The sequence below is a fragment of the Neoaquamicrobium microcysteis genome (assembly GCF_008180155.1).
Classification (GTDB): domain Bacteria; phylum Pseudomonadota; class Alphaproteobacteria; order Rhizobiales; family Rhizobiaceae; genus Aerobium; species Aerobium microcysteis.
Genome location: NZ_VSZS01000068.1, coordinates 510680 through 530497 on the forward strand (window position 1 = coordinate 510680; position 19818 = coordinate 530497).

Annotated in this window: 16 protein-coding genes; 5 read left to right on the top strand and 11 right to left on the bottom strand. The window is 64.5% G+C overall.

What is annotated here, in order from left to right; translation table 11 throughout:
* Nucleotides 1-173: 173 nt before the first annotated feature.
* From fabA to FY036_RS23340, 4 genes are all read left to right on the top strand, one after another.
* Nucleotides 174-689: a 3-hydroxyacyl-[acyl-carrier-protein] dehydratase FabA gene (gene fabA / locus FY036_RS23325; RefSeq protein ID WP_148917078.1), complete on the top strand. Its 516-nt coding sequence runs from the start codon at nt 174-176 to the stop codon at nt 687-689.
* Between the two features lie 36 nt (nt 690-725).
* A complete protein-coding gene (gene fabB, locus FY036_RS23330) occupies nt 726-1946 on the top strand; it encodes a beta-ketoacyl-ACP synthase I (protein WP_148917079.1) in 1221 nt (406 codons plus the stop codon).
* A gap of 14 nt (nt 1947-1960) precedes the next feature.
* On the top strand, nt 1961-2767 hold the full coding sequence (gene fabI, locus FY036_RS23335) for an enoyl-ACP reductase FabI (RefSeq protein WP_148917080.1): 807 nt from the start codon (nt 1961-1963) through the stop codon (nt 2765-2767).
* Nucleotides 2768-2859: 92 nt separating this feature from the next.
* On the top strand, nt 2860-4392 hold the full coding sequence (locus FY036_RS23340; RefSeq protein WP_148917081.1) for a putative bifunctional diguanylate cyclase/phosphodiesterase: 1533 nt from the start codon (nt 2860-2862) through the stop codon (nt 4390-4392).
* Between the two features lie 17 nt (nt 4393-4409).
* On the opposite strand, the gene FY036_RS23345 is transcribed toward FY036_RS23340, so the two are convergent.
* From FY036_RS23345 to rimP, 10 genes are all read right to left on the bottom strand, one after another.
* Nucleotides 4410-5432 carry a class I SAM-dependent methyltransferase gene (locus tag FY036_RS23345; RefSeq protein WP_148917082.1) on the bottom strand — a complete coding sequence of 341 codons (1023 nt, stop codon included), beginning with the start codon at nt 5430-5432 and terminating at the stop codon, nt 4410-4412.
* Between the two features lie 74 nt (nt 5433-5506).
* Nucleotides 5507-7657, bottom strand: a complete 2151-nt coding sequence (pnp, locus tag FY036_RS23350) for a polyribonucleotide nucleotidyltransferase (RefSeq protein WP_148917083.1) — start codon at nt 7655-7657, stop codon at nt 5507-5509.
* Between the two features lie 328 nt (nt 7658-7985).
* Complete coding sequence (gene rpsO, locus FY036_RS23355) at nt 7986-8330, bottom strand: 30S ribosomal protein S15 (RefSeq protein WP_328593115.1); 345 nt, start codon at nt 8328-8330, stop codon at nt 7986-7988.
* 84 nt (nt 8331-8414) lie between these two features.
* Nucleotides 8415-10148, bottom strand: coding sequence for a sensor histidine kinase (locus FY036_RS23360; protein WP_148917085.1), 1734 nt, complete (start codon nt 10146-10148; stop codon nt 8415-8417).
* A 67-nt stretch (nt 10149-10215) separates the two neighbouring features.
* The gene (gene truB / locus FY036_RS23365; protein WP_148917086.1) at nt 10216-11202 is read right to left on the bottom strand and encodes a tRNA pseudouridine(55) synthase TruB; all 987 of its coding nucleotides are present in this window, start codon (nt 11200-11202) and stop codon (nt 10216-10218) included.
* 2 nt (nt 11203-11204) lie between these two features.
* Entirely contained in the window at nt 11205-11657 is a 453-nt protein-coding gene (gene rbfA / locus FY036_RS23370; protein WP_407941202.1) for a 30S ribosome-binding factor RbfA, read from the bottom strand.
* Nucleotides 11658-11721: 64 nt separating this feature from the next.
* Nucleotides 11722-14283: a translation initiation factor IF-2 gene (gene infB / locus FY036_RS23375; protein ID WP_148917087.1), complete on the bottom strand. Its 2562-nt coding sequence runs from the start codon at nt 14281-14283 to the stop codon at nt 11722-11724.
* Nucleotides 14280-14930 carry an RNA-binding protein gene (locus FY036_RS23380; protein ID WP_148917174.1) on the bottom strand — a complete coding sequence of 217 codons (651 nt, stop codon included), beginning with the start codon at nt 14928-14930 and terminating at the stop codon, nt 14280-14282. Before FY036_RS23380 ends, infB begins: the two co-directional genes overlap by 4 nt.
* A 33-nt stretch (nt 14931-14963) precedes the next feature.
* A complete protein-coding gene (nusA, locus tag FY036_RS23385) occupies nt 14964-16568 on the bottom strand; it encodes a transcription termination factor NusA (RefSeq protein WP_148917088.1) in 1605 nt (534 codons plus the stop codon).
* Nucleotides 16569-16614: 46 nt separating this feature from the next.
* A complete protein-coding gene (gene rimP / locus FY036_RS23390; protein WP_148917089.1) occupies nt 16615-17223 on the bottom strand; it encodes a ribosome maturation factor RimP in 609 nt (202 codons plus the stop codon).
* Nucleotides 17224-17430: 207 nt separating this feature from the next.
* On the opposite strand from rimP, the gene FY036_RS23395 reads away from it, so the two are divergent.
* A complete protein-coding gene (locus tag FY036_RS23395; RefSeq protein ID WP_148917090.1) occupies nt 17431-18282 on the top strand; it encodes a YiiX/YebB-like N1pC/P60 family cysteine hydrolase in 852 nt (283 codons plus the stop codon).
* Between the two features lie 4 nt (nt 18283-18286).
* Here FY036_RS23395 and FY036_RS23400 read toward each other — a convergent pair whose 3' ends face one another.
* Nucleotides 18287-19438 carry a PQQ-dependent sugar dehydrogenase gene (locus FY036_RS23400; RefSeq protein WP_148917091.1) on the bottom strand — a complete coding sequence of 384 codons (1152 nt, stop codon included), beginning with the start codon at nt 19436-19438 and terminating at the stop codon, nt 18287-18289.
* Between the last annotated feature and the right edge of the window lie 380 nt (nt 19439-19818).

Genomic DNA, 19818 nt, shown 5'->3' on the forward strand with positions numbered 1-19818 from the left:
CTTGTCAATATATATTCGGTAGCCGATATGCGATCAATAGCGGCACATTGACCCCGCCGAAGGTGCGATATAGAGCGCTGCGGCAGTTTCCTGTCAGAAACAGACTGTGATAGGGGATGACCTCGAAAGGCGGCCAGACCGGGCCGCGAGCGGCCGAAGGGGACGGAGACAATATGTTCGAACAGAAGTCGAGCTACGATTACGAGGAACTGCTGGCGTGCTCGCGCGGGGAGCTTTTCGGCCCCGGCAATGCCCAGCTTCCGGCTCCGCCGATGCTGATGTTCGACCGCATCACGGAAATCAGCGAGACGGGCGGCGAGTTCGACAAGGGCTTCATCCGCGCCGAGCTCGACATCCATCCCGACCTCTGGTTCTTCCCCTGCCATTTCCCGGGCAACCCGATCATGCCCGGCTGCCTCGGCCTCGACGCCATGTGGCAGATGACCGGCTTCTTCCTCGGCTGGCTGGGCGAGCCCGGCAAGGGCATGGCGCTTTCCACCGGCGAGGTTAAGTTCAAGGGCATGGTGACGCCTTCGGTCAAGAAGGTGGAGTACGGCGTCGATTTCAAGCGCGTGATGCGCGGCCGCCTCGTGCTCGGCACGGCCGACGGCTGGCTCAAGGCCGACGGCGAGCAGATCTACAAGGCGACCGACCTGCGCGTCGGCCTGTCCAAGCAGGAAGCCGCCTGAGCGGCATCCGCACACACGCAATTCAAGGAGCGCCATATGAGACGGGTTGTCGTTACCGGGCTGGGCATCGTTTCCTCCATCGGAAACAACGCTGACGAAGTGCAGGCATCGCTGCGCGACGCCAAATCCGGCATCAGCTTTTCGCCCGACTTCGCCGAGCACGGGTTCAAGTGCCAGGTATGGGGTGCTCCGACGCTCGACCCGTCCGAACTGGTGGACCGCCGCGCCATGCGCTTCCTGCACAAGGGCGGCGCGTGGAACCATGTCGCCATGCAGCAGGCGATCGCCTCGGCGGGCCTCGAGGAAGGCGACATCACCAACGAGCGCACCGGCATCATCATGGGCTCGGGGGGCCCCTCGACCAAGACCATCGTCGAGGCGGCTGAGATTACCGAGAAGAACAATTCGCCCAAGCGCATCGGGCCGTTCGCCGTGCCTAAGGCGATGTCTTCGACCGCGTCGGCAACGCTCGCCACCTCGTTCAAGATCCACGGCGTGAACTACTCGATCTCGTCGGCCTGCTCCACCTCGGCGCACTGCATCGGCAATGCCTACGAGCTGATCCAGTGGGGCAAGCAGGACATCATCTTCGCAGGCGGCCACGAAGACCTCGACTGGACCATGTCCAACCTGTTCGACGCCATGGGCGCGATGTCGTCCAAGTACAACGACACGCCTGCCGTGGCCTCGCGCGCCTATGACGTCAACCGCGACGGCTTCGTGATCGCAGGCGGCGCGGGCGTGCTGGTGCTGGAAGAGCTGGAGCATGCGAAAGCACGCGGCGCGACGATCTACGCCGAAGTCGTCGGATACGGCGCGACCTCGGACGGCTACGACATGGTCGCCCCGTCCGGCGAAGGCGCGATCCGCTGCATGAAGCAGGCGCTGTCGACCGTGAAGGGCGATGTCGACTACATCAACACGCACGGCACCTCGACGCCGGTGGGCGATTCCAAGGAGATGAGCGCGATCCGCGAGGTCTTCGGCGACAAGATCCCGAACATCTCGTCGACCAAGTCGCTGACCGGCCATTCGCTGGGCGCTGCAGGCGTGCAGGAATCGATCTATTCGATCCTGATGATGCAGGGCGGTTTCATCGGCGAGAGCGCCCATATCGAGGAGTTCGACCCCGAGTTCGAGGGCATGCCGGTGGTGCGCAAGCGCATCGACAATGCAAAGATCGACACGGTGCTCTCCAACTCCTTCGGCTTCGGCGGCACCAACGCAACGCTGGTGTTCCAGCGCTACAACGCCTGATCGGGATATCTCGCATGGACGGACTGATGAAAGGCAAGCGCGGCCTCATCATGGGGGTCGCCAACGACCATTCGATCGCATGGGGCATCGCACGCCAGCTCGCCGAGCACGGCGCGGAACTGGCCTTCACCTATCAGGGCGACGCGTTTGGCCGGCGCGTCAAGCCGCTGGCCGAGCAGGTCGGCGCGAAGCTGGTGCTGCCCTGCGACGTGGAAGACCTGGCCACCGTGAACGCCGCGTTCGACACGCTGAAGGCGGAGTGGGGCACGCTCGACTTCGTCGTACACGCCATCGGCTTCTCCGACCGCAACGAGCTCAAGGGCCTCTACGCCGACACCAGCCGCGAGAATTTCGTGCGCACGATGGTGATCTCGTGCTTCTCGTTCACGGAAGTGGCGCGCGCGGCCGCGCCGCTGATGGCGGAAGGCGGGTCGATGATTACGCTGACCTATGCCGGCTCGGTGCGCGTCATGCCCAACTACAACGTGATGGGCGTGGCCAAGGCTGGACTGGAAGCAAGCGTGCGGTATCTGGCGAACGACTACGGCCCGCGCGGCATCCGCGTCAACGGGCTGTCGGCGGGCCCCGTGCGCACGCTGGCCGGCGCGGGCATCTCGGATGCTCGGCTGATGTACTCCTACCAGCAGCGCAACTCGCCGCTGCGCCGCACCGTGACGCACGAGGAGGTGGGCCGCTCGGCGCTCTACCTCCTGTCGGACCTGTCTTCAGGCGTGACGGGCGAAATCCACTATGTCGATTCTGGCTATCACATCGTTTCGATGCCGACGCTGGACGAGCTGAAGCGCACCGACGAAGGCTGAACACGTTTCGAGAATTGTAACCATCAATCGAAACGGTTCTTAAGGACTGGCAGATATATCATGGCAGGGTTGAATGGATTCCCCGGCCTGACATGGATGCAAACGTCAACCCGAAGCGCAGCGCGGCATTCCGCCTGTTGACCATTGCCGTCTCCGGCATTGGCAGCTTCATCCTGTGCCTGTGGGCCATCAAGGGCGGCTTCGGAAACGAGATCGCCGGCATGCCGGCCGAGATCATCGGCGGCATGCTCTCCGCGCTATGTGCGCTGGCGGCGTCGCTGGCCGCCATGTCGTTCTTTGCAGGCATCGACGAATCCGCCAGCTATGTCTATCAGGAAACCCAGATCGACAAGCTGACCGGGCTGCATGCACGCACCGCGATGGTCGGCAAGATCGCAGAAGCGGCATCCGCGACGATCCGCACGGGCGAACCCGTTTTCCTGATCGACATCGACATCGACCGCTTCAAGCAGATCAACGATTCCATCGGCTACAGCCAGGGCGACCAGCTGATCCGCGCCTTCGCCAAGCGGCTGAAGGAAATCATGCCGGAAGGCACCGAGATGGGCCGCATCGGCGCCGGCGAGTTTGCGGTGATGGTGCACGATACGCCCGAGATGGGCCCTGTCGACCGGCTGGTCGAAGACATGATCGACAAGCTGATGCAGCCCTATCAGCTTCCCTCTCACCTGCAGTCGGTGAACCTGTCGGTCGGCATCGTCGCCATGCCGAAGGACGGGCTCGACCCGGTGATCCTGCTGCGCCGCTCCAACCTCGCGCTCCAGCACGCGCGGGCCGGCGGAATCGGCAACTGGTCGGTGTTCCATCAGGAAATGGGGCTGGTCGCCGAATACCGGCAGTGGATCGAATCCGAACTGCACATCGCCTTCAAGCGGGGCGATTTCGTCGTGCACTACCAGCCGCAGCTCGACCTGCTGAAGGGCAAGACCGTGGGCTACGAGGCGCTGGTGCGCTGGCGGCACCCGGAACGCGGCATGATCCCGCCGCAGGAGTTCGTGCCCATCGCGGAAGAGACCGGCATGATCGGCCCCATCGGCGAATGGGTGCTGCGCAAGGCCTGCTCGGACGCGCACCTGCTGCCGGCCGACTGCTTCGTGGCCGTCAACATCTCGCCGGTCCAGTTCATGACCAAGGATTTTCTGGCACTCGTGCGCAACGTGATCGAGGCGACCGGGATCGAGCCGCATCGGCTGGAACTGGAAGTGACCGAGACGGCGATGATGCAGGATCGCGTCCGCGCCGCCTACATACTCGACGAGCTTGCCAGCATGGGCATCTCCGTCGCGGTGGACGATTTCGGCACCGGCTACTCAAACCTTTCCTATCTGATCGACTTCTCGTTCAAGAAGCTGAAGATCGACCAGTCGTTCGTCAAAAGGCTGGAAACCGACGCCAACTCGGGCGCGGTCGTGTCAACGATCGTGGGCCTGTCGCGTGCGCTGGGCGTGCACACCATCGCCGAGGGCGTGGAGACCGAGAACCAGGCGACGCTGCTGAAGGCCGCCGGGTGCGAGGTCGTGCAGGGCTATCTCTTCGGCAAGCCGGGACCGCTGGTGGTGAACAAGGAACAGCTGGAACCGCTGCGCAGGGCCGCCCTGCACTAACTCTTCCCAGGCTACAGCTACCTCACCGCCCAGAGAACCTTGAAGCGCTCGTCGCGGACGAGTTCGCCGTGGCGCGCGAAGCCTGTTTCGAGCGTGGCCTCGTAGGGCAGCGAGCGGTTGGCGACGAGGTAGAGCTTGCCGCCCGGCTTAAGCGCTGCGGACGCCGCACGGATGAAGCCCTCGCCTATGGAAGGCTCGGCGGCACGCCCCTGGTGGAAGGGCGGGTTCATCACGACCAGATCGTAGCGGCGCTCCACCGGCTCGCCCAGCAGATCGTACCACTGCACCTTGCTCTCGACGTCGCGCACCAGCGTGTTCATGTTGGCCTTGGCCGCCACGCAAGCAGGAAAGCTCGCCTCGAACAGGTCGATGGAATTTATGCCCGGAGCACGTTCGGCAAGCTTGACCGACAGATAGCCCCAGCCGGCGCCGAAATCGGCGGCATGGCCCTTGAGTCCGGCCGGCAAATGCTCGGCGAGCAGCTTCGAGCCTTCGTCGGCATGATCCTGCGAGAAGACGCCCGGAACCGTGAGAAAGCCGCCGTCAAGAATAAGCGGGGGGTTGGCCGCTTCAAGCGCCTCGACGAAAGCGTCGGCATCGTTGGGCCGCGTCAGCCAGAAGACGACGCCATGGTTCTTGGAGGCATGGTCGTCGCCGGGAAGCAGGCCGGCAATGCGCTTGCGCAGGCTTGCGATGCCGTCGGTCTTGCCGCCGGCCACCATGATGCGGCCGCCGGGCCGCGTGCGCTTCAGCGCCTCGCCCACCCACAACTCGTTCTGCCCCCTGTGGCGGCCCGCCAGCACCATCGCAAGATCGTAGCCCTCGCCTTCCGCCTGCGGGGCAAGCGCGTGGGTCTCACCCTCCAGCGCCCTGAAGGCCGGGCGGAAATCCTGCTGCAGCGTGAGCACGGCGGGAAAGGCTTCCGGGAGAGCAAAGCCGGGAGCTGCGTTGAGGAAGAGCACTTTCGCTTCGGCGCCGGGACCTTCGAGCATGCCTGCCTCGAAGGGATGGAAGAGCGTCTTGAGCGATCCGTCGTTCATGGGCATTCCTTCATGAGAAACGGGCGCAAGCCTTTCGGCTGCGCCCGCCCCCTTAAATTTCAAGCGTCAGAAAATCAGGCGTCAGCCTCTTCGGCGTCGGCGCTCTTCTTTTCCCTGACGAGTTCCTTGCCGGTCTCCTGATCGACGACCTTCATGGACAGGCGGACCTTGCCGCGCTCGTCGAAGCCCATCAGCTTGACCCAGACCTTCTGGCCTTCCTTGACCACGTCGGTGGTCTTCTGGACGCGGTCGGCGGCCAGCTGGGAAATGTGGACCAGACCGTCCTTAGGACCGAAGAAGTTGACGAAGGCGCCGAAGTCGGCGGTCTTGACGACCGTGCCCTCGTAGATCTCGCCCACTTCCGGCTCGGCAACGATGGTGTGGATCCACTTCTTCGCCGCCTCGATCTCCTTGGCGTTGGAAGAAGCGATCTTGACCGTGCCGTCGTCCTCGATGTTGATCTTGGCGCCGGTCTTTTCCACGATCTCGCGGATGACCTTGCCGCCCGAGCCGATCACGTCGCGGATCTTGTCGGTCGGGATCTGCATCACCTCGATGCGCGGAGCGAACTCGCCCAGCTCGGAGCGGCCCTCGGTGATGGCGTTGGCCATCTCGCCAAGAATGTGCTCGCGACCGCCCTTCGCCTGCTCGAGAGCGATCTTCATGATTTCCTCGGTGATGCCGGAAATCTTGATGTCCATCTGCAGCGAGGTGATGCCGGCAGTCGTGCCCGCCACCTTGAAGTCCATGTCGCCGAGGTGATCCTCGTCGCCCAGGATGTCGGACAGGACGGCAAAACGCTCGCCTTCCTTGATGAGGCCCATGGCGATGCCCGCAACCGGTTTCTGGAGCGGCACGCCGGCATCCATGAGAGCCAGCGAGGTGCCGCAGACGGTTGCCATCGAGGACGAGCCGTTCGACTCGGTGATCTCGGAGACGACACGCAGCGTGTAGGGGAACTGCTCTGCCGCCGGCAGCATCGGGCGGATGGCGCGCCATGCAAGCTTGCCATGACCGATTTCGCGACGGCCGGGCGAACCCATGCGGCCGGTCTCACCCACCGAATAGGGCGGGAAGTTGTAGTGGAGGAGGAAGGTTTCCTTGTAGGTGCCGGTCAGGGCATCGATGTACTGCTCGTCCTCGCCGGTGCCGAGCGTGGCGACAACGATCGCCTGCGTCTCGCCGCGGGTGAACAGGGCCGAGCCATGGGTGCGCGGCAGGATGCCGACTTCCGACACGATGGGGCGAACGGTCGACAGGTCGCGGCCGTCGATGCGGCTCTTGGTGTCGAGGATATTCCAGCGAACGATCTTCGCCTGAAGCTCCTTGAACACGGTGCCGACCTGCTCGGGCGACCACTTGGGCGTCTCGCCTTCGGCAGGCGCGAAGTGCGCCTTGACTTTCGCCTTCACGGCGTCGACGGCAGCGTAGCGTTCGGCCTTCTGCGTGTTCTTGTAGGCTTCGCGCAGCTCACCCTCGACGAGCTTGAGCATCTCGCCCTCGAGCTCGGAATAGTCGGGCGAGGTGAAATCGCGCGGGTCCTTGGCGGCAACTTCCGCCAGCTTGATGATCGCGTCGATCACCGGCTGGAACGCCTTGTGGCCGAACATGACCGCGCCGAGCATGACTTCCTCGGAAAGCTCATGGGCTTCCGACTCGACCATCATCACCGCGTCGGAGGTGCCGGCGATGACCAGATCGAGCTTCGACTCTGGCATCTCGTCGATGTGCGGGTTGAAGACGTACTCGCCGTTGATGTAGCCGACGCGGGCAGCGCCGATGGGGCCCATGAAGGGCACGCCGGAAAGCGTCAGCGCAGCGCTGGTGGCGACCATGGCCAGAACGTCCGGATCGTTCTCCAGGTCATGCTGGAGAACGGTGACGACGATCTGGGTGTCGTTCTTGTAGCCGTCGGCGAAGAGGGGACGGATCGGACGGTCGATGAGGCGGGAGACCAGCGTCTCCTTCTCGCTCGGACGGCCTTCGCGCTTGAAGTAGCCGCCGGGGATCTTGCCGGCCGCGAAGGTCTTTTCCTGGTAGTTGACGGTCAGGGGGAAGAAGTCGAGGCCGGGCTTGGGTTCCTTAGCGGAAACGACCGTGGCAAGCACAACGGTCTCGCCGTAGGTCGCCAGCACAGCGCCGTCAGCCTGACGCGCGACCTTGCCGGTTTCCAAAATGAGCGGACGGCCGCCCCACTCGATTTCCACTTTGTGGTGATTGAACATGTCTTGTCCTTCAATGCGGGAAAGCGCCGCGCCGCGTTGCGGCACGGGACGATCCCTGGCTTCGTTGCAGGACGAGCCACGGGCAAGACAACGGGACGCTTCTCTTCTTCATTTGAGCACCGCTTCGTCCGAAAACCGGCTTCCACCTTTCGGAACGATGCTCTGAACGGGGCGACGGTCAACCGCCGAAAGCGCCCTGCAATCCTGCCCCATGACCCTGTCCTGGGGCTGCTCCGCGATACTACCTTTGTCGATGCGGAGCCGTCGGGCCTCAGCGGCCCATATGATCGGCCGGCGAGGCTTTGCAGCGCCCGCCGGCCAAACTGTCTTAACGGCGCAAGCCGAGCTTCTCGATCAGCGTCTGGTAGCGGCCTTCGTCCTTGCGCTTGAGGTAATCAAGCAGACTGCGGCGCTGGGAGACGAGGGCAAGCAGACCACGACGGGAATGATTGTCCTTCTTGTGATCCTTGAAGTGTTCGGTCAGGTTCTTGATGCGCTCCGAAAGGATCGCGACCTGGACTTCCGGAGAACCGGTGTCGCCCTTCTGGGTCGCGAATTCGCCCATCAGTTCCTGCTTACGCTCTGCGGTAATCGACATCGCGCTTTTCCTTTTATGTTTGAGGAAACGGGTCGCCCACGGCCAGGATGTCGTCCAGCGGGGGCCGGTGAACATGCGCTCAAGAGCGAATGTTGCGCGGCATATAGTGTAAAAGCGGCGCGATTGCCAGCAAAATCGCAGGATTGCGCCGGCGCCGGCTCAGGACGCGTGTTCGGGTTCCGCGCTCTCGACCATTTCAGGCTCCAGCTTGGCCACCGGCATGGTGAAGCGGCATTCCAGCCCGTCGCGATGGAAGATGCGCTCGATCTCGGCGTCCAGCGTGCCGCCCAGCATGCGCTCGATGACTTCGGTGCCGAAGCCGGTGGTGACGGCACGCCGGCGCAGGCGCGGGACGACCTCCCGCCAGACGAGTTCCAGATTGTCGCCAGCACGCGTCCACGTGACCTTGAGCCTGCCGGAGGTCGAGGCGAACGCGCCGTATTTGGCCGCGTTGGTCGCCAGCTCGTGAAGCGCCAGACCGATGGTCTGGGCTGCCTGATTGGAGAGGCGGAACGGCTCGCCATCGATCTCCAGTCGGCTCGCGTCGCTGGGGCGGAACGGTCCTATCTGCACGCTGAGCAATTCGCGCAGCTCGACGCCCGCCACGCCGCCAGCGATCAGCAGGTCGGTGGAGCGGGCAAGTCCGTGCACGCGCTTCTGGAACGCATCCTGAAAGGCGGCGAATGTGCGGGCGTGGCGCGCGGTCTGCTTGGCGATGGACGACACGACCGTAAGCTGGTTCTTGGAGCGATGGGCGACTTCGCGCATCAGGAAGCGGATTTCGTTCTCGGCCGCCTGCCGGTCGCTGGAAGCCTGCGCCAGTGCATGCGAGACGGTTGCGATTTCCACGACCGGATACTCGATCGCGTCCACCTTCTCGCCGGCGCCCAGACGCTGGGCATCGCGTGCCAGCCTGCGGATGGGCCGGGCGATCTGGCGCCCGAGCACCCACGCCAAGAGGCCTCCCAAGGCAATGATGGCCAGCCCGCCAAGCGCCAGCACCCGAAGCGACCGCACCATCGGACCCTGCACCACGGCGGTAGGCGCCCAGACGATGGTCTCCCAGCCGCTGGTGGGGGAAGAAGCGCGTATCGTGTCGTAGTCGCGGCCATCGAACCGAACCGTCCTGCGCACTGCGGTTTCCGTGGGCTGGACCGCTTCCGAGAGGAAGAACGGCTTGCCGATGTCGGAGGACATGTAGGACGAGGCCAGAACCGCGCCCGCACGATCCACAAGCACCGCGTTCCAGCCGCCGCGCAGGTTCTGGCTGGCCAGCGAACCCGACAGCCGCTCCGCATCCTGTGTCAGGATGAGCAGCCGCACTCGGCTTTCGTCGTCGGGCAGCGGCAGCAAGACGTTGAACACCCACCTTTGCGCCGTCTGCCCGAGGAACCCGTCCGAAATTGCCGGCTCACCGGTGGCCAGCGCACGTTCGGCGGTCTCGATATCCGAGATCGGCTGAAGCGGCGTTCCAAACGGGACGCGCGTGTTCATCAACTGGTTCATGTCGCCATCGACGGCGATGAGATAGGCGTCCGTGCCCTCCAGCGCCTTGTTGGCCCTCATGTAGAAGTCGCGCAGGTCGCCCTGCCCCAGCGACCGCGAGGTCGCCAGAACGCGCAGTGTCGTGAGCATACCGGTCAATTGCCGGTCAACCGTCTCGGTAATCGACCCGGCGGTTGCTTCGGCAAGCGTGGTCACCATGGCCTGCTGGGCCTGGTTGTTGCGCTGCAGGAGAACGACGGCGAAGACGAGGGCGGGAATGATAATCGCCGCCATCAAAAGGGACAGCATCGCACTGATGGAAACATGCCCATAGCGACGGGAGGCGCTGGCCGGGGCGCGCTGCGCGGTGGGCTGCCCGTCGGGGCTCTGTCCTGTGGTCGCGCTCATCTCATGGCTCGTCGATGCACGTCATGTGGAAACAATGCCCGCACATGCCGTGCGCCGCCAGAAAAAATCAAGCCGTGAAGACCCGTTTCGGCTTGAACATGCCCGCCTCGATGGCTCCGATGGCGACGAGCCGGCCGCGCGCGAAGGCGCAGGCCTCGTCGGATTGCGCCGGCGCATCGCGTCCGCGCACGATCACCGCATTGCCCAGGCGCAGGCGGGCCGCCGCATCGTCGTTGACGACAACCTGCGGCAGGCAATCAAGCGCGGCTCCCGTGTCGATGAGAAGCGCGTCCATCACCTTCCACTGGTCGGGACCAGGGCGCGGCTTGCGGGGCTCCTCGCCCTCGGCGGCGGGTTCGGCTTCCTGCGGCACGGAGGCCATCGCCTCCTCGATTTCCGCCAGGGTGACCAGATCGTCCGTGGTGAAGGGATCGACCTCGGTGCGGCGCAACTCGGAGATGTGCCCGAAGCAGCCGAGGTCGCGGCCCATGTCGCGCGCCAGCGAGCGCACATAGGTGCCCTTGCCGCACTCGATCTCGAACACGGTGGCCTCGTCGCCGCGCATCTCGATCAGGTCGAAGCGTCCGATCTCGACCTCGCGGGCGGGGATTTCGATCGTCTCTCCCCCTCGCGCCAGATCGTAAGCGCGCTCGCCGGCGATCTTGATGGCGGAGAACTGCGGCGGGGTCTGCATGATGACGCCGGTATATTTCGGCATGGTCGCGCGGATTTCCGCCTCGGTAGGCCGCGTGTCGGAACGCTTCGTGACCTCGCCTTCGAGATCGTCGGTCGAACGCTCCTCGCCCCACGTCACGGTAAAGCGATACACCTTCGCGCCGTCCTGCACGTAGGGCACGGTCTTGGTCGCCTCGCCCAGCGCGATCGGCAGCATGCCGGAGGCGAGCGGGTCGAGCGTGCCGGCATGGCCGGCCTTGTCGGCGCCGAAAAGCCATTTGATCTTGGACACGGCCTCGGTGGAGCCCATGCCAAGCGGCTTGTCGAGGATCATCCAGCCGGAAACCGGCCGGCCCTTCTTCTTGCGATGGCGGGCCATCCTTATTCCTTTTCGTCGCCGTCGGTGTCGAGATCGCGCGCTACTTCGGGCGAGCGCAGCAGATCGTCGATCCGGGCCATGTTGTCGTAGCTGGTGTCGAGCCGGAAACGGAACTCCGGCATGTATTTCATCTGTCTCAGCGCACCCGAAACCCGGCCGCGGATGAATTTCGCATTTCTTGCCAATGCCTTGATGATGGCTTGGTCGTCGGCAGCGCCGAGCGGCGTGACGAAAGCCGTGGCGATCTTCAGGTCGGGCGACATGCGCACCTCCGAGATGGAGATCACCGTCGTCTCCAGAAGATCGTCGCGCACCTCGCCGCGCTGGAGCACGTCGGACAACGCATGGCGCACCTGCTCGCCGACGCGGAGTTGGCGCTGGGATGGTCCTGAACTGTCGAAGCGGGACATGGTCTTGGTATCCTCGGTCGTGGCGTCCGGGCTTGAACCGGTCATCCCTTCCACGCCTGCGGGGCGGCGGGTCGCCCCGCCGCCTTGCAATGCGTATCGTGCGGCAGCGCTAGAGCGTGCGCTTCACCATCTCGACGCGGAATGCCTCGATAACATCGCCGGCGCGAATGTCCTCGTAGTTGGCGAATGCCATGCCGCATTCCTGACCCACCGGCACTTCGGACACTTCGTCCTTGAAGCGCTTGAGCGTCTTGAGCGTGCCCTCGTGGATGACGACGTTGTCGCGGATGAGGCGGACGCCCGCACCACGCTCCATCTTGCCTTCCGTGACGCGGCAACCCGCAACCTTGCCGACCTTGGTGATGTTGAACACCTCGAGAATTTCGGCGTTGCCGAGGAAGGTCTCGCGGCGCTCCGGCGACAGCAGGCCGGACATGGCCGCTTTGATGTCGTCCACCAGATCGTAGATGATGTTGTAGTAGCGGATTTCGATGCCGGCCTGCTCGGATGCGTCGCGTGCCTGCTTGTTGGCACGAACGTTGAACCCGATGATGGCCGCGCCCGAGGTCTCCGCCAGCGACACATCGCTTTCGGTGATGGCGCCTGCGCCCGAATGGACGATGCGCGCACGCACCTCATCGGTGCCCAGCTTGTCGAGTGCAGAGACGATCGCCTCGATCGAACCCTGCACGTCGCCCTTGATGAGAAGCGGGAACTCCTTGAGACCGGAGGTCTGGAGCTGCGACATCATCTGTTCGAGCGAGCCGCGCTGACCCGCCTGGCGGGCAACCGACTTCTCGCGGGCGAGACGCTGGCGATACTCGGAAATCTCGCGGGCGCGTGCCTCGTTCTCGACCACCGCGAAGCGGTCGCCCGCCTGCGGCGTGCCCTGAAGGCCCAGAACCTCGACCGGCATGGAGGGACCGGCCTCCTTGACCTGGCCGCCATGGTCGTCGACCAGGGCGCGCACGCGGCCCCACTCGTTGCCGGCCACGAGGATGTCGCCGGTCTTGAGCGTGCCGGTCTGCACCAGCACGGTCGCGACCGGGCCGCGACCCTTGTCGAGCTTGGCCTCGATGACCACGCCTTCCGCGGTGCGGTCGGGATTGGCCTTGAGATCGAGAATTTCCGACTGCAGCAGGATCGCCTCGAGCAGCTTGTCGAGGTTGAGCTTCTGGGTGGCCGAAACCTCGACGTCGAGCACCTCGCCGCCCATCGATTCCACGAACACCTCGTGCTGGAGCAGTTCGGTGCGCACCTTCTGGGCGTTGGCGGCAGGCTTGTCGATCTTGTTGATCGCCACGATGATCGGCACACCGGCCGCCTTGGCGTGGTTGATGGACTCGATCGTCTGCGGCATCACGCTGTCGTCGGCGGCGACCACGAGGATCGCGATATCCGTCGCCTGCGCGCCACGGGCACGCATTTGGGTGAAGGCGGCGTGGCCGGGCGTATCGATGAAGGTGATCTTCTGCCCGTCCTGCTCGACCTGATAGGCGCCGATATGCTGGGTGATGCCGCCAGCTTCGCCGGCAACCACGTTGGCGTTGCGGATCGCGTCCAGAAGCGAGGTCTTGCCGTGGTCGACGTGACCCATGATGGTCACCACCGGCGGGCGCGACTTCAGATCCTCGGACTTGTCCTCAATGTTGAACATGCCTTCTTCGACGTCGGACTCGGCCACGCGCTTGACGGTGTGGCCAAACTCGGACGCGACCAGCTCGGCGGTGTCGGCATCGATCACGTCGCCGGGCTTCATCATCTGGCCCTGCTTCATGAAGAACTTGACGATATCGACGGCGCGCTCGGCCATACGGTTGGCGAGTTCCTGAATGGTGATCGTCTCTGGGAGGATCACCTCGCGCTGGATCTTCTCGCGCGTCTCGCCATGCATGGCGCGCTTGAACTTCTCCTGCCTGCGCCGCATCGACGACAACGAGCGACCGCGAGCCTCGTCACCGGAAAGTGCGGCGTTCAGGGTGAGCTTGCCACGGCGACGGTCATCCTCGCCCTTGGTCTTGACCGGCTTAGGCGCCGCGACCTCGGGCTTGATGGGACCGCGCTTGACCGCGCCGCCCTTGGGTTTCTCGTCTTCTTCTTCGGCAACAACCGGCTCAGCAGCCGGCGCCCGGCGGCGGGCTTCCTCTTCGGCGCGGCGGCGCGATTCAGCCTCGGCCTGAAGCCGGGCTTCCTCGTCGGCCTGACGGCGCGCGCTTTCCTCGCGCTCGCGGCGGCGGCGCTCTTCGTCCTCGGCACGGCGCTGCGCGTCCTCGGCGGCGCGCTTGCGCTCCTCGACCTCGCGCACCTTGGAGTCCTGGAGCGCGCGGCGGCGCGCCTCCATCTCCTCGGTGGAGAGCTCGTTGAGAACCATGCCCGAACGCGACGAAGGCGGGGCGGGGCGCGGAGCCGGCTGTGGCGCCTGCGGTGCGGCGACAACAGGAGCAGCGGCGGGCTGCGGGGCGCGCGGCTTCAACGCGATGGCCGGCGCAGGTGTCTCCTGCTTCTCGCCGGGCATCGAGAACTTGCGCTTTTTCGTCTCGACGACGACAGCCTTCGTCCGCCCGTGCGAGAAGTTCTGCCGGACCGTGCCCTGCTCCATGCCTGGGCGCTTCATCGTCAGCGTCTTCTTCGGGTTTACGCTCAGCGTCTTGTCGTCTTTGGTATCGCTCATTCCGTATCCTCTGCGGCGTCATCGAGATCGCCGGTTGCCGCAATCATCGTCCGGTCTTCGGGGGAACCGCCCCTGTATCGGTCAAGCGCCACCACGCGCTTGAGCACAGCCTTGCCCGTATCTCCGGCGAGCACGGCTGCATGTATCACATTTGTACCCCCCAATGCCAAACCCAATTCGGCCTCCGAAAAGAGTTTGTATGAGGGGATGGAAGGCCCTTCCTGCCAGACAACGGCACGCCGCGCCTGGTCGATCTTGCGCACGCCATCGGGCGAAGCCTCCACGGCGTGAAGCACCAGTGCCGCCTTGCCGGTGCGCACCGCACTATCGACCTTGGCAGCGCCGAGCACGACCTGCCCGGCCTTACGCGCAAGCCCCAGCGAACCCAGCGCCGCGCGCGCCAGAAGCATGTCGACCATGCCGCCCAGATCGTCGGGCAGCGTCACCTTGGCCTTGAAGGCGCGGGAGAACAGGTTCTTTCGGGCGGCTTCCTCGACGTGAAGCCGGTCAGCCGTGACCCAGCAGCCCCGTCCGGGAAGTTTCCGCTTGAGGTCGGGAACGACGGACATGTCGGGACCCGCGACGAAGCGCAGCAAGCCTTCCGGCTCGCCCGCCTGGCGCGTCACTATACATGTGCGTTCGTTCATCTCGTTCAAGGGGTCTCCCGGCCGGACGCATAATCATGCCCCGGCCGCTTCCTCTGCGTTCTCTTCCTCTTCGCCTTCGGCGACGAGGTCTTCCTCGGAAATCCAGCCCATCTTCAGGCGGGCGGCGACGACCATCTGCTCGGCATCGGCGCGGCTGACGCCGAAATCGGCCAGAACGCCCGGGAAGAACTTGGTTTCCCCGTCCTTGCGCTCCTTCCAGCCGACGAGATCGTCGACCGCGTAGCCGGCGAAGTCCTCGATGGTCTTCACACCGTCCTCGCCAAGCGTGACCATCATCGCGGTGGTTACGCCGGGGATTTCGCGAAGCTCGTCCTCGACGCCCAGCGCGCGGCGCTTCTCGTCGTGCTCGGCTTCAATCCGGTCCAGATATTCGCGGGCGCGCATCTGGATTTCCTCGGCGGTGCCCTCATCGAAACCGTCGATGGAGGAAATCTCGTCGGCATCGACGTAAGCCACTTCCTCGACGGAGGTGAAGCCTTCCGAGGCCAGCACCTGGCCGACCATCTCGTCGACGTTGAGCGCGTCCATGAAGAGGTTCGAGCGCTCGACGAATTCCTTCTGGCGGCGCTGCGATTCCTCTTCCTCGGTCAGGATGTCGATATCCCAGCCGGTGAGCTGCGAGGCGAGACGCACGTTCTGGCCGCGACGGCCGATGGCCAGTGAAAGCTGGTCGTCTGGCACCACCACCTCGATGCGCTCGGCATCCTCGTCCAGCACGACCTTGGCGACTTCCGCCGGCTGCAGGGCGTTGACGATGAAGGCTGCCGCGTCCTGCGACCACGGGATGATGTCGATCTTCTCGCCCTGGAGCTCGCCGACGACTGCCTGCACGCGCGAACCGCGCATACCGACGCAGGCGCCCACGGGGTCGATCGAGCTGTCACGCGAGATCACGGCGATCTTGGCGCGCGAACCCGGATCGCGGGCCACCGACTTGATCTCGATGATGCCGTCGTAAATCTCCGGCACTTCCATGGTGAACAGCTTCGCCATGAACTGCGGATGGGTGCGCGACAGGAAAATCTGCGGGCCGCGCTGCTCGCGGCGCACGTCATAGACATAGGCGCGGACACGGTCACCATACTTGAAGTTTTCGCGCGGGATCAGCTCGTCGCGGCGGATGATGGCTTCGCCGCGGCCCAGATCGACCACCACGTTGCCGTATTCCACGCGCTTGACCGTGCCGTTGACGATCTCGCCGATGCGATCCTTGTATTCGTCATACTGGCGGTCGCGCTCGGCCTCGCGCACCTTCTGCACGATGACCTGCTTGGCCGACTGCGCGGCGATGCGACCGAAATCCATCGGCGGCAGCTGCTCGGCAATGAAGTCGCCGACCTGCGCGTCGGGGTTGCGCGTGCGGGCATCGACCAGCGAAATCTCGCGGGCGTATTCGTCGACGTTCTCCACCACTTCCATCAGGCGCTGAAGCTTCATCTCGCCGGTGTTCGGGTTGATGTCGGCGCGGATGTTGGTCTCCTGGCCGTAGCGCGAGCGCGCCGCCTTCTGGATGGCGTCGGCCATCGCGGCGATGACGATCTGCTTGTCGATCGACTTTTCGCGCGCGACCGCATCGGCGATCTGCAGAAGCTCCAGCCTGTTTGCACTGACTGCCATTTCGGTCTCCTCGGGCATTTCCGCCGGCCTTGCGGCCGGTTGCTCGTTAGCTTGCGTTTTCGTCTTCGTCCTGCACGTCGGCCTCGGCCTCCACGCGCATCTTCTTGGCCTGCTTGTCCTTCTTCAGCGTCTCGCTGATGAGGTCGTCGGTCAGGATCAGCTTGGCATCCGCGATGGCATCCCACGGCACCCGCACGACGGGCTCGTCGCCGTAGCTGGCCTGATCGCGCTCTATCGTCAGGCCGTCCTCGTCGGTCGCGGCGATCTTGCCGCGAAAGCGCTTGCGCTCCGCCACCATGACCGCGGTCTCCATCTTCACCAGATGGCCGACAGCCGCCTCGAAATCGCTCTTTCGCACGAGCGGCCTGTCGATGCCGGCTGACGAAACCTCGAGATGATACGCCTTCTCGATGGGGTCTTCCACGTCCAGCACCGGCGAGACGGCGCGGCTGACCTCTTCGCAGCCCTCGACATCCATGGTGCCGTCGAGGCGTTCCGCCATGATCTGCAGCGTCAGCCCGTTCTGGCCCGACAGCCGCACGCGCACCAGGCGAAAACCGATCGCAGACAGCACGGGCGCGACGATCGCGGCAACGCGCGCATCGATACCGGTTTCGCGAATAAGGCGGTCGTCGCCCTGTTGCAGTTCAGCCATCTCGTCTCCAGAGGGCCGGCGGCTAACAAAAAAGAGCGGGACCGGGTGGACCCACTCTTCGCCTTACCGACCAAGAATTTGACGCTGATATAAACCAGACCGGGCCGTATATCAAGGTCCGCCGCAAACGGGGCGTTTGGGCTTTGCGCTTGTCCACGGCTCTTGATAGCGTGCCGCGCTTCCGAAGCAAGACCGACCGCGCCATCGATGACATCGAAAAAGGACACGCTGCTCGACCGTCTCGGTCGTTCCCTCGCACGCCGGCTGCAAAGCGAATCGTCGGGTTACGAGCCCTATACGCCGTCCGATCCGGACACGCTGCGCAGGACGCTGCAATCGGGCGACATCCTCCTGATCGAGGGCAACCAGAAGATTTCCGCCGCGATCAAGTACCTGACGCAGTCCACGTGGTCGCATGCAGCGCTCTATGTCGGCGACACGCTGCCCGAGCCGGAGGACGGCTCGGAGAGGCCGCGTCTCGTCGAGGTCAATCTGGGCGAAGGCTGCGTCGCCGTCCCGCTATCCAAATACCGCAGCTACAACACGCGCATCTGCCGCGCCTCCGGCCTGACGCCCGAGGACAGGAAGCACATCGTGGATTTCATGGTGTCGCGGCTGGGCCTGCGATACGACACCAAGAACATCATCGACATGCTGCGCTATTTCCTGCCGACGCCGCCGGTGCCGGTGCGCTGGCGCAGGCGCATGCTGGCCTTCGGCTCTGGAGACCCGACACGGGCGATCTGCTCCTCGATGATCGCGGAGGCCTATGGCGAGATCGGCTATCCGATCCTGCCCGAAATCACCCGCGCGCCGGGCCGTGCCTCGGCGCAGTCGAACTATTCGCGCGCCGAGATCATGCACATACGGCATCACTCTCTCTACACCCCGCGCGATTTCGACCTGTCGCCCTACTTCCAGATCGTGAAGCCGACGCTGGTCTACGGCTTCGACTACAAGGCGGTGGTTTGGGCGAGCGATGCCCCGGAACCTTTGCCGCCAGCCGGAGCCGCCACGCATGGCGGCCCGGAGGCAGGCGACCCGGCACTGCGCGACTGAATGCTCAGTCCGTCTGCGGCGCGACCCGCAGAATGCCGCCATTGGCCTCGTCGGTGGCGACGTAAATCGCCCCGTCGGGACCCTGCGCGACATCGCGGATGCGCAGGCCCAGCGGCTCCAGCAGCCGCTCCTCGTGGGTGACGCTGTCGCCGTCCAGTTCGAGCCTCACGAGCGCGGTCGAGGCGAGGCCGCCGACGAAAAGATTGCCCTGCCATTCCGGAAACGCGTCGCCGGAGTAGAAAGCCATGCCGGACGGGGCTATCACCGGGGTCCATTCGTAGATCGGATCGACCATGCCCTCGGCCGAGCTGATGCCTTCGCCGATGGTGTCGCCGCTGTATTCCACTCCGAAGCTGGCAACCGGCCAGCCATAATTAGCGCCCGGCTCGATCACGTTCAGCTCGTCACCGCCGCGCGGACCATGCTCGATCTCCCAGAGCACGCCGGTCTCGGGATGAAGGGCTGCCGCCTGCACGTTGCGCACGCCATAGGCCCAGATTTCGGGTAGCGCGCCATCCTGCCCGACAAAGGGATTGTCCTGCGGAACCGAGCCGTCGGGATTGATGCGCGCGATGGTGCCGATGTGCGAGTCCGTATCCTGCGCCATGTCGCGGAACTGGCGCGAGCTCCTGTCGCCCATGGTGACGAAGAGATGGCCATCATTGTCGAAGACGAGGCGCGAGCCGAAATGGGCAGTGCTCTGGACCTTGGGCTGCTGGGAGAAGATGACCTCGACCTCTTCGAGCGCGGTGGCATCTTCGTTGAGCTGGCCGCGTGCGACCGCGGTGCTGTTGCCGCCGTCGCCAGCCTCGGCAAATGAGAGATAGACCAGCCGGTTGTCGGCAAAGTCGGGGTCGAGGGCGACGTCGAGCAGGCCGCCCTGCCCGCGCGCGTCGACCTGCGGCACGCCCTCGATCGGCTCCGACAGATTGCCTTCCGCATCCACAAGCCGCAGCGCGCCGGCCCGCTCGGTCACCAGCATGCCCTCATCGCCCGGAAGGAACGCAATGGCCCATGGATTTGCGAGCCCATCGACGACCGTCGATACCTGGATCGTGCCGCGCTCGGTTTCGAATGTTTCGTCCACGGCATGGGCGGGGCTGGCGATCATAAGCGCCATCGGCGCAGCGGTGATGAGGAATGCGGATCGCAACATCGTCAATGTCCTTTTGTTATTTTGTCGTTCGATAGGCAGACAGGTAAGGCGGCCGCGGCGCAGGGGTTCCCCCTCACGGAATGTTGACCCGCTATTGTGATGACCTATGGCCACAGGCTCGCTGCCCCGCCTGGCACGTGCCAAATGGGAGTGGCTATACCAATTGGTAAAGATTGGGGCATTAGAGGCTGCTTACAGAGGCGCGGGATCGGCACGGCGAAACCTGCCATCGCATTCCCGCCTCACTGTTTAACCAGCGTTTAATTACGTAGGGTTAGCTTTAATGGAACGGCGCAGCTCGGCTGGATCGGGCTCGCGCAAAGGAACGTCTGCGCTCGGGCTGTAGGCCCTGCGTGGCGGGGAACTGGGTTGGGCATAGG